Below are 9,140 nucleotides of genomic sequence, written 5' to 3' on the forward strand. Positions count from 1 at the left end.
ACGCGTCGGCGGGCTCTCGCCCGCCAGGTAGGCCAGGACCTGCCCCGTGGTGACCGCGTCGGAGGCGGCGGCGCTATCGGCATGGTCAAGGAAGCGGCGTAGGAGCTTCGCCCCGGTCGTGAACTTCGCGCCGTGAGCCCGTCGCCAGAGCACATAGCGTTCGATCGACTCGCGCAGGATCATGCCAGGCCCTCCAGGTCGAGAGCGGCCACCTCGCGAAGCGCGGCGAGGTCGACCTTGGCGTAGATCGCGGTGGAGGACGGATCGCGGTGGCCAAGGAAGTCCCCGATCACCTTCATCGACGTGCCTTGATCCAGCAGATGCTGGCCGCGGCATGCCGCAGGGCGTGGGCCCCGCGTCGGCCGGTGACGACGTCGATGCGCGCCAGCCGGTCGCGAACCATCTCGCCCAGGGCTTTTCGGTCGAGTGGCCGGACCGGCGCGAGCGTCGTGAAGAAGAGACTGCGCCCGAAGCCGGACGGCCGCGCCTCCCTGATGTAACGCAGAATGGCGTGGCCCACGCCCTGCGACAGCGGCCACAGATGGGTTCGCCCCGGTTTCGGGCAGCGGACCCGAAGCATTGCGTTCTCCCAGTCCAGATCGTCCAGCCGCAGACCGCCGACCTCTCCGGTCCGAAGCCCGTACCCGATGAACAGCATCAGGATGGCACGGTGCGTTACGTCGGCGACGGCGATGGATTTTGCGTGGGCAACTCTGCGAACCCCAACACCTGGATCGAGGTTCGGCTGGCGGACTTTGACGCGCCGGGACTCCATTCCCCTGACGGCCGGCGCTCGAAGGGGCTTTTGGAACAAGTGGCGTTTGGGCAGACGGTGAGCTACGAAGCGCGGCGCGGTCGAAGCGACCGGGTTATTGTCTATGATCTATTATACCAGCGGCAGTCGTCACTGACCGCCATGCGCCCAGCCGCAACCGCTTCGAGACGAGCGCGGTCAGCGGCACTCACATTGACGACGATTCCCTTATCGGAACCTGATCTCGGTCCTGAAGAACCCGTTCTACGCTGGCGTCTATGTCTACGGCAAAAGCGAGAAGCGGACCGAGATCATCGGAGGCCGGGCCCGCAAGAGCTATGGTCACGGCAAGCCGATCGGCACCTGGGAGGTGATGATCAAGGATCACCACGAGGGCTACATCAGCTGGGCGGAGTACGAACGCAACCAGAAGCAGCTGGCCAACAACACCTATGGCTGGCCCGGTGGCGCCAAGTCCAGCCGGGGCGGCCGCGCGCTGTTGTCAGGGATGTTGACCTGCGGGCGGTGCGGCCGCCGGCTTGCCGTCACCTATGCGGGCAATGCCGGGAGCCGTCCAGTGTATCGCTGCGACAAGCTGGGGCCGTTGCCACAACCGCCGGCACGAACATTGGCGGAGGTCGCGCCGGGTTTGCGCTGCGGGCCAGCCGACGCCACGTGAAAAGCTGCTGCGGCGTCAGTCATACCAACGGTGCCCGATACCGACCCGTAGGGGATTCCCTTTAGGACGGAAATGGGATTCAAGGCTGGCGAAGGAGAATCGCCATGCCGCCATCGAGGATTGGGCTCCGGGACGATTTTGACGCCGGCGCGCTTCGCCGCCTAGCGCGGCGTAGCCGGGACAACCGCCAGACCCGACGTCTGCTGGCACTGGCGGCGGTCTATGACGGGATGAGCCGCGAGGCTGCCGCCGCGGTCGGCGGCATGGACCGGCAGACGCTCCGGGATTGGGTGCATCGCTTCAATGCCGAAGGCCCGGACGGCCTGATGGACCGGCCCCGCCCCGGCATGCAACGGCGCTTGAGCGACGCGCAGATGCGGGAGCTGGCGGAGATCGTGGAGACAGGGCCCGATCCGGCGGTCGACGGCGTCGTGCGCTGGCGGCGGATCGACCTGCAGCGCGTCATCGAGGAGCGCTTCGGTGTCGTCTACAGTGAGCGCACGATCACCGATCTGCTCGCCGCGTTGTCGTTCTCCTACATCAGCGGCCGGCCGAAGCATCCGGGCCAGGATGCGCGCGTCATCGAGGCGTTCAAAAAAACTTTCCGCGAACGCTCCAGGCCCACATAGGCCACTTGCCGAAGCACCGGCGGATCGAGATCTGGTTTCAGTGTATGGTTCGCCTCCGGTTTGCAAGAAGAAACGATAGTCCCAGAAGACCCTGCTTCAGCGTATCCGGCTTGTTCGTGGGCGAGTGCCCGAGCCACAATGGGAGCCGCTGGGATGCGTTCCTTACAAGATGATCAGACTTTTTGATCTACTGCCACCACCAGGTTTTGCGTGTCCCGGTCGAAGCAGGGCGATCTACTGGAACCATCAGGCTGCACATCCGATCAGATCACGGTGCCATTGGCTTCTTCTTGCAAGTCGTTCAGCTTCGCGCCGTCAGGCCGCGACCGGCTGAAAGGGTTCGTTCCTCGATAAGACCGCCCAGACGATCCGGGCAACCTTGTTGGCGCTCGCGACGACAATCTTGTTGGTGTGCATGCCCCGTGCGCAAAGCCGTTCCATAAATTCCGCCATTCGACTTTCCCGCTTTCTGCGATGGTAAAATGCCGACCGCATGCCGTGTATCATCAGCGTTCGAACATGGGTGTTTCCGCGTTTCGATATCCCGAGCAGGATCGTCTTGCCTCCGGTCGAGCGCTGTCTGGGTACAAGTCCGAGAAAGGCGGCGAGATCTCGCCCTGTCCGGAAGTCAGAGATGTTGGCGACGGCGCTATAAAGGGCTGTCGCCACGATCACGCCGATGCCCGGAATGGGAAGCAAGGCCCGGCAGACAGAGTTGGATTTGGCGAAGGCTTCCAGTTCGTCGTCGATCTTGGAAAGGCGAGCGTCGATCATCGTGTATTCGGCAATGAGCGTTTCGAAGAGCGCCCGCGAGACCGCAGAAAGATCGACCTTTCCGACCTCCATCAATTCCGTCTGAATGTAGCGTTCGAAACGCGCCCGCCCTGAGGGGATCACCAGGCCGCGTTCGCGCAACAGGCCACGGAGCTGATTGATGATCGAGGTTCGTGCCGTCACTAGCCGTTGGCGCACACGATGGAGCGCCTGCATGTCCAGTTGTTCATCGGATTTGATTCCGACCGCATGGCGGCCCGGCCGTTGTGCGGCTTCGGCGATCGCCAGCGCATCGTTCCAGTCGTTCTTTTGCGCTTTTGCGAAGGGCCGCACGCTCTCCGGGGTCAGCAGCTTGACGTCATGTCCCATCGCGATGAGCTGGTGGGCAAGCCAATGCGCGCCAGAACACGCCTCGAATGCTACACGCAGGCACTCGCTGCGCCGATCGCCGAAAAACGCCAGCAGCCGTGAACGGGTAAATTGCTTTCGCAGGACGATGTCGCCATCGGCGCCCAGGCCGACGACGTGGAAGCTGTTTTTGCCGATATCGATGCCGATCTGCTTGAATGTCATGTGATGCCTCCTTGTTGAGACGGCGAAAATATCCGCCGGGGAGGAGGCGAACCATCCCACAAGATGAAGCCCGGCTCGGACAGAAGAACGGCCGCACCCGGATCTGGGCCAAGAGGGGGACGCGCCCACGCCTCCCGGCCGACCAACGTTATGAGAACGCCTACCTGTTCGGCGCGATCTGCCCCAGGCGCGGCGTCGGCGCCGCGCTCATGCTGCCGCACGCCAACATTCCGGCCATGCAGATGCACCTCGACGAAATCAGCCGCACCGTGGCCCGGCGCGCCCATGCCGTCGTCCTGATGGACCGCGCCGGCTGGCACAAGACCGACAGGCTCAAGGTCCCGAAGAACCTCACCATCATCCTCCTCCCGTCACGGTCCCCCGAGCTGAACCCGGTCGAGAACATCTGGCAGTATCTACGCCAGAACTGGCTCTCCAACTCCGTCTTCGAGACCTACGACGCCATCCTCGACGCCGGATGCGACGCTTGGAACCGCCTCCTGGCAAAGCCCCAGACGATCATGTCCATTGGTCTCAGAAACTGGGCACATGGCGGTCAGTAACTACTGCCGTTGGTATTAGTTAGGGCCTTACCAATTCTCCGAGCCAGAGGACAGTCGCAGCCGAAACCACTATGGCTTGCCGCGCCGAAAGATGAGCATCGCTGTGGCGAAAAGAGGCGCGCCGATCGCCAGGAGCGCGAGCGCCTGCGGCCAAAGCTCGGACAGGCCTATCCCTTTCAGGAACACGCCGAGGATCACGTCCATGTAATGGCGCAGCGGGCTCCCGAGAGAGAGAGTCTGCAACAGCGCGGGCATGCTTTCAACGGGCGCAAGTGTCCCGGAGAGGAACATCAACGGGAACAAGCTGAAAAAGCTTAGCAAAAGGGCCTGCTGCAATGTTCGGCTCACGCTTGCAATCAGCACGCCCAGCGAAATCGCGCTCACAAGGAATACCGCAGTGAGCGCAAGGAAGAGAAGGAAGCTGCCCCGCATAGGCACGCCGAACCACCAGACGATCAAGAGGCTTGGGAATATCGAGAGGAGCCCGATAACGAGTGTCGGGAAGGTCTTGGCGACGAAGAGCTCCGCCGTGCCGATCGGCGTCACCTGGAGCTGCTCGATAGTGCCGGCTTCTTTCTCGCGGACGATGGAGGCCGCTGGATGGATCACCCCCACCATCATGGCGGCAAGCGCAATCATGGAAAGCACCACGAATGAGGTGTAGGTCTGGTCAGGGTTGTACCAGACCCGGACTACCGGCTGGACACCCCCTCCGGACGCCGCTGCGGTTGTCGAAGCCGCCTGGAAACGGTTGACGATCTCAAGCGCATAACCGCGGGCCTGTGCCGCCATGTTCGAATTGGTCCCGTCAAGGAGTACCTGCACGGTAGGCGTGTCGCCCCTCGCCAAATTATGCTGGAAGCGTTCCGGGATGACGAGCGCAACACGTGCCCGGCCCGTCTGAAGCCAATCTGTCGCCGCAGGCGCGCTAGCGGGATACCCGGCGGGCGCGAACGCGTCTGTTACCATAAAGCTTTCGACCAGGGCGCGACTAGCTGATGTCTGGTCGAGGTCGACGACGGCGAGCGGCATGTCATTGACTTCGAAGGACAGGGCGTAGGCGCAGATCACCACCTCGATCGTGTAAAGCCAGAGGATCAAGACCAGCATCACGCGGTCGCGCAGCAGCTGAATCATCTCCTTTACAAGGAGGCCGGCAAGCCGCGTGCCCATCTCACGCCACCTTCTTGCGAAACCGCCACGCCGCGAGCGCGAAGATGATCGCCGTATAGGCGAAGAGAAGCAGGACCGAGGGCCAGAGTTCCGGCAAACCGGCGCCCTTGAGCACGACGCCCCGCGAGAAGTCCACGAAATATTGCACCGGGAACAGGCGCGTATAGAGCTGGAGGACATAAGGCATCGTGAATATTGGGAACAGGAATCCCGAGAACAGAAACGAGGGCATCAGCGTCACGATGAGCGCCAGTAACATGGCGACGAGTTGGCTTTTGGTGACTGTGGAAACCAGGAGCCCAATGCCGACGGTGCAAAAGACATAGACGAGCCCCACCAGAAGGAGGAGGCCAATGCTGCCGCGCAGCGGAACATCGAACCACAGGAAGCCCACGGCGATAACCATGACGATTTGAACAAAGGCAATAAGGCCATAAGGCACGAGCTTGCCGGTCAGAAACTCGGCCGGCGTAAGTGGTGACGCGAAGATCTGTTGAATCGAACCACTTTCCTTTTCACGGGTGATGGCAAGCGCCGTCAGAAGCGGCGGAAACGCCATCAAGATCACGCCGAACAAGCCTGAAATCACGAAAGTTACGCTGCGCAACGCCGGATTATACCAGACGCGGGCTTCGACGCGGACGCTCGGGAACGCCTCACTATGAAAATCCGAGACGATGGCTGCTGCGTAGGCTGCGACGAGGTTAGCAGTGGCGGAATAAGTGCCGTCCACGAGCACCTGGACAGGTGCCGTCCCATCGCGCGCGAGGGTGTTCTGGAACTTCGGCGGGATAACGAGCGCGAGCTTAACAGTGCCACGCTGCAGCCCCTTCTCGACATCCCGATTATCGGTGAAATCCTGTGCAAGCTGGAAGTAGCCGCTCTGAATGAAACGATCGACGAGTGCCCGGCTGTCCGGGGACCGGTCCTGGTCGAAAACCCCTATGGGAACGTTGTCCACGTCGAGCGAGATCGCATAACCAAACAGAAATAGCATCAGTAGCGGCATGAGAAGGGCGACCACGACCGTGATGGGATCGCGAACTATCTCGGTCGTTTCTTTTTCAACGATAGCGGCTATACGGGTGAATTTCATCCTGCTTCCCCGATTGGCCGAACTGCCTGCGTGCGCTCCCGCTCGATATAGGCAAGAAACACGTCCTCGATCGTTTCCAGACCATCTTGCGGCAGGCCGGCGCGCAAGGCCGCGAGGTCGCCCGCCGCGATCAGGCGGCCCTCGTACATGAGCCCGAGGCGGTGGCAGTAGGCGGCCTCCTCCAGATAATGCGTCGTAACGAGCACAGCTGTGCCGGCCGCAGCCAGCGTGTTGACGAGTCGCCAGAAGCGGGAACGCGCCTGGGGATCGACCCCGGAGGTCGGCTCGTCAAGGAACAGGACGGCCGGACGGTGCAGGATGCCGCAGGCGAGTGCAAGCCGCTGGCGCACGGCGCCGGAAAGGCCGGAGACACTTTCGTCCGCGAGGCCGTGGAGCCCGGTGACGGCGCTTGCCCAGGCGATGGCCTCTCGGGCCGGGCGGCGTTTTATCCCGTAGGCGCTGGCGAAGAATGCCAGATTCTCATGCACGGTGAGATCGTGGTAAAGCGAGAAGCGCTGGGACATGTAGCCGATACGCTGGCGCAATCGGCGCGGTTGCGAAGCAATGTCGATACCCACGACACGCGCGGTCCCGTTCGAAGGCGGCAAAAGACCGCAGAGCATACGGATGAGTGTGGTCTTGCCGGCGCCGTTCGGGCCGAGCAAGCCGAAGATTTCCCCGGGGTTCACCTCGAAGGAGACATCGTCTACAGCGACAAAATCACCGAAGCGGCGGGTCAGTCGGCGCGTTTCCACACTCTCGGCCGGTTCGCGATGACCCTTCGAAGCGGCAAGCCGGGCGACTTCAGCAATGCCTGTCGGAACCTCGGTACGCACGCCCTTGCGCAGGACAACGAAGACATCCTCCATCGAGGGCGTGGCCGGTTCCACCCGTCCGAGCTGTTCGAGCTGTTTGCGCAACTCATTCGAAAGACCCTTGGCCGGCTCCACGACAAAGCGGACATCCGTCGGCCGCCACTGGCTTCCCAGCATCTCCGGAGCTTCACTCAAGACATTCTCGACCGCGACCGGATTGTCCGTTTCCACTTGGAAGACAGCTCCCTGCGCGCGAGCACGCAGCGCGTCGGGAGACCCTTGTGCGGTTATCGAACCGCGGTCGAGGAAAGCGACGCGATCGCACATTTCCGCCTCGTCCATGTAGGATGTTGCGAAGACAATCGTCGCACCCTCGCGCCGGAAGTCTTCCAGCATCCGCCAGAGTTCGCGGCGCGAGAGCGGGTCCACCCCAAGGCCGGGCTCGTCGAGGAGAAGCAGGGGCGGCTGATGAATCAGGTTGGTGCACAGGGCGAGCTTCTTGCGCATGCCGCCCGACAGTGTGCCCTCCCGGCGATGAAGAAAGGGGGTGAGCGCGGCGATCGCGAGGAGGCGCTCGCTCCTTGCGGCGTACACAGCCTGAGGCACGGCGCGCACCTTGCCGGCGAAGGCCAGGTTCTCCGCGACAGTAAGGTGATCATAGAGCGTAAAGCCTTGCGCCATGTAGCCAATCCGGGACGTGATTTCGGAGGCTTGCCGTACCGTATCGAAGCCGAGCACCCGGCAGTTTCCCTCACTCGGATCGAGAATGGCGGCCAGGAGTTGAAGGAGTGTCGTCTTGCCCGCCCCATCAGGCCCGACGAGACCAAAGATCTCGCCCCGCGCAATTCGCAGATCGATTGCACTGATGGCCCGAGCGTGGCCGAACCGTCGGCCCAGTCCCTCGGTTTCAATCATGTTGTCGTCCGCGTCGCTCATCGCCCCCGCCTCACTGCGGAACGAAGAGTTGCGGTGGCCATCGCGTGCCGGAACCCCAAAGTATCCAGGCATCAGCAGGCATGCCGGGCTTGAGCACACCATCAGGATTGTCAAGAACAAGCGTCACGCCGAAAACCATGCGCGTCCGCTCCTCCGGCATGTGGATATCGCGGGGCGTGAACTGCGCCTGCTGATCGACCCGCGCGACCCGCCCTTCGAACAGACGGTCGGGAAAGGCGTCCACCCGGACGCGCGCAGAGGCGTCGAGCTTGACCTTGCCGATGTCCTTCTCGGGAATGAAAACCTTGAGTTCGATGCGAGAAAGGTCGGCCAGGATAGCCACCGTTCGACCTGGCTGGGCGAACTCGCCCACCTCTATCGTCTTCGCCAAAACGGTTCCGGAGACCGGTGTGAAAACACGCGTCTTTTTGACTTGGTTCGCCACAAGGGCAAGCTCCTTGCGCGCGGCTTCGATCCGGCCTTCGATCGCGCCGATCTCCGCTTCCAAAGCGCCAACCCGGCCTTGGGCGTTCCGGAACGCGTTTTCCTCCTGTTCGACCCGCTGTGGCGACACGGTACCCCGCTTGCCAAGTTCCCGGTAGCGGGAGAGCTCACGTTCGGCAGTCTCATAGTGATGGCGCCAGACCTGCAGCTCGCGCTCCGCCTGTTCGCGCTCCCGCCGTCGCGCCTCGACCCCGGCCTCGGCTTGCTCTTTCCGCAGGATGAAATCGGCGTCATCGAGTCGAAGCAGGAGGTCGCCTTTGGTGACGGTTACACCTTCGTCAATCCGACTCTCGACGACTCGGCCCGCTACCTCGACGGCCACCCGCACTTCCGTACCTTCGATGTGGCCGTTGCCGTAGAGCAACTGTTCAGGAAGCGGCGCTGGCCGCAAATAGAGGTACAAGCCATAAGAGCCGCCAGCAATGGTGGCCAGCAACAGCGCGCTCAAGAGCCATGTTTTTCTCACGCGGGCGTCCTCCTATAGCGCGACAATCTGGGTGAGATGCTGGCGACAATCAGGATGAGATTCTATGTCGCGGCATCGGTGACGATATCACCGTGTTTGTCACCGGCAAGGTTTTCTTCAGCCGGTGTTTGTCGCTCCGCGTCAATCAGAGGTGTGTTCTTGATTGTCGCGTATGCGG

9 protein-coding genes and 1 pseudogene are annotated in these 9,140 nt (G+C 62.3%); 3 read left to right on the plus strand and 7 right to left on the minus strand.

Translation table 11 applies throughout. The features are described from left to right. Together MK313_RS17100 and MK313_RS17105 are read right to left on the minus strand one after the other, a co-directional pair. Nucleotides 1–183: hypothetical protein (locus MK313_RS17100; RefSeq protein WP_416054149.1), on the minus strand; the 183-nt coding region annotated here is incomplete at its 3' end. Between the two features lie 112 nt (nucleotides 184–295). Then, a complete protein-coding gene (locus MK313_RS17105) occupies nucleotides 296–775 on the minus strand; it encodes a tyrosine-type recombinase/integrase (protein WP_217895528.1) in 480 nt (159 codons plus the stop codon). 217 nt (nucleotides 776–992) lie between these two features. On the opposite strand from MK313_RS17105, the gene MK313_RS17110 reads away from it, so the two are divergent. Continuing rightward, nucleotides 993–1,433 (plus strand): recombinase family protein, encoded by a 441-nt coding sequence (locus tag MK313_RS17110; protein ID WP_217895531.1) that lies wholly within the window; start codon nucleotides 993–995, stop codon nucleotides 1,431–1,433. Between the two features lie 104 nt (nucleotides 1,434–1,537). Next, nucleotides 1,538–2,196 (plus strand): annotated as a pseudogene (locus MK313_RS17115) (IS630 family transposase); the annotation flags it as partial. Nucleotides 2,197–2,377: 181 nt separating this feature from the next. Here the strand turns inward: MK313_RS17115 and MK313_RS17120 are convergent. Continuing rightward, the gene (locus MK313_RS17120; protein WP_086467046.1) at nucleotides 2,378–3,409 is read right to left on the minus strand and encodes an IS110 family transposase; all 1,032 of its coding nucleotides are present in this window, start codon (nucleotides 3,407–3,409) and stop codon (nucleotides 2,378–2,380) included. Between MK313_RS17120 and MK313_RS17125 the strand changes: the two genes are divergently transcribed. Then, the gene (locus MK313_RS17125; protein WP_086467051.1) at nucleotides 3,403–3,972 is read left to right on the plus strand and encodes an IS630 family transposase; all 570 of its coding nucleotides are present in this window, start codon (nucleotides 3,403–3,405) and stop codon (nucleotides 3,970–3,972) included. The two genes, MK313_RS17120 and MK313_RS17125, sit on opposite strands and share 7 nt — an antisense overlap. Nucleotides 3,973–4,041: 69 nt before the next feature. Here MK313_RS17125 and MK313_RS17130 read toward each other — a convergent pair whose 3' ends face one another. Genes MK313_RS17130 through MK313_RS17145 form a run of 4 tightly spaced genes read right to left on the minus strand, consistent with a single transcriptional unit; the run spans nucleotide 4,042 to nucleotide 8,944 of the window. Next, nucleotides 4,042–5,145: an ABC transporter permease gene (locus MK313_RS17130; RefSeq protein ID WP_086467047.1), complete on the minus strand. Its 1,104-nt coding sequence runs from the start codon at nucleotides 5,143–5,145 to the stop codon at nucleotides 4,042–4,044. Nucleotide 5,146: 1 nt separating this feature from the next. Next, entirely contained in the window at nucleotides 5,147–6,241 is a 1,095-nt protein-coding gene (locus tag MK313_RS17135; protein WP_086467048.1) for an ABC transporter permease, read from the minus strand. After that, complete coding sequence (locus MK313_RS17140) at nucleotides 6,238–7,992, minus strand: ATP-binding cassette domain-containing protein (RefSeq protein WP_217895529.1); 1,755 nt, start codon at nucleotides 7,990–7,992, stop codon at nucleotides 6,238–6,240. The genes MK313_RS17135 and MK313_RS17140 overlap by 4 nt, the downstream gene beginning before the upstream one ends. Nucleotides 7,993–8,002: 10 nt before the next feature. Further along, complete coding sequence (locus MK313_RS17145; RefSeq protein WP_176342609.1) at nucleotides 8,003–8,944, minus strand: HlyD family secretion protein; 942 nt, start codon at nucleotides 8,942–8,944, stop codon at nucleotides 8,003–8,005. Between the last annotated feature and the right edge of the window lie 196 nt (nucleotides 8,945–9,140).

Origin of the sequence: Oceanibaculum sp., from assembly GCF_022449305.1 — a bacterium.
In the GTDB taxonomy this organism is placed as follows: Bacteria; Pseudomonadota; Alphaproteobacteria; order Oceanibaculales; family Oceanibaculaceae; genus Oceanibaculum; species Oceanibaculum indicum.

What these genes read in the sequence shown, in the direction of transcription:
- MK313_RS17125 (WP_086467051.1), top strand. Translation starts at nt 3,403, where the DNA reads ATGTCATGTGATGCCTCCTTGTTGAGACGGCGAAAATATCCGCCGGGG.
- MK313_RS17140 (WP_217895529.1), bottom strand. Translation starts at nt 7,992, where the DNA reads ATGAGCGACGCGGACGACAACATGATTGAAACCGAGGGACTGGGCCGA.
- MK313_RS17105 (WP_217895528.1), bottom strand. Translation starts at nt 775, where the DNA reads ATGGAGTCCCGGCGCGTCAAAGTCCGCCAGCCGAACCTCGATCCAGGT.
- MK313_RS17135 (WP_086467048.1), bottom strand. Translation starts at nt 6,241, where the DNA reads ATGAAATTCACCCGTATAGCCGCTATCGTTGAAAAAGAAACGACCGAG.
- MK313_RS17120 (WP_086467046.1), bottom strand. Translation starts at nt 3,409, where the DNA reads ATGACATTCAAGCAGATCGGCATCGATATCGGCAAAAACAGCTTCCAC.
- MK313_RS17130 (WP_086467047.1), bottom strand. Translation starts at nt 5,145, where the DNA reads ATGGGCACGCGGCTTGCCGGCCTCCTTGTAAAGGAGATGATTCAGCTG.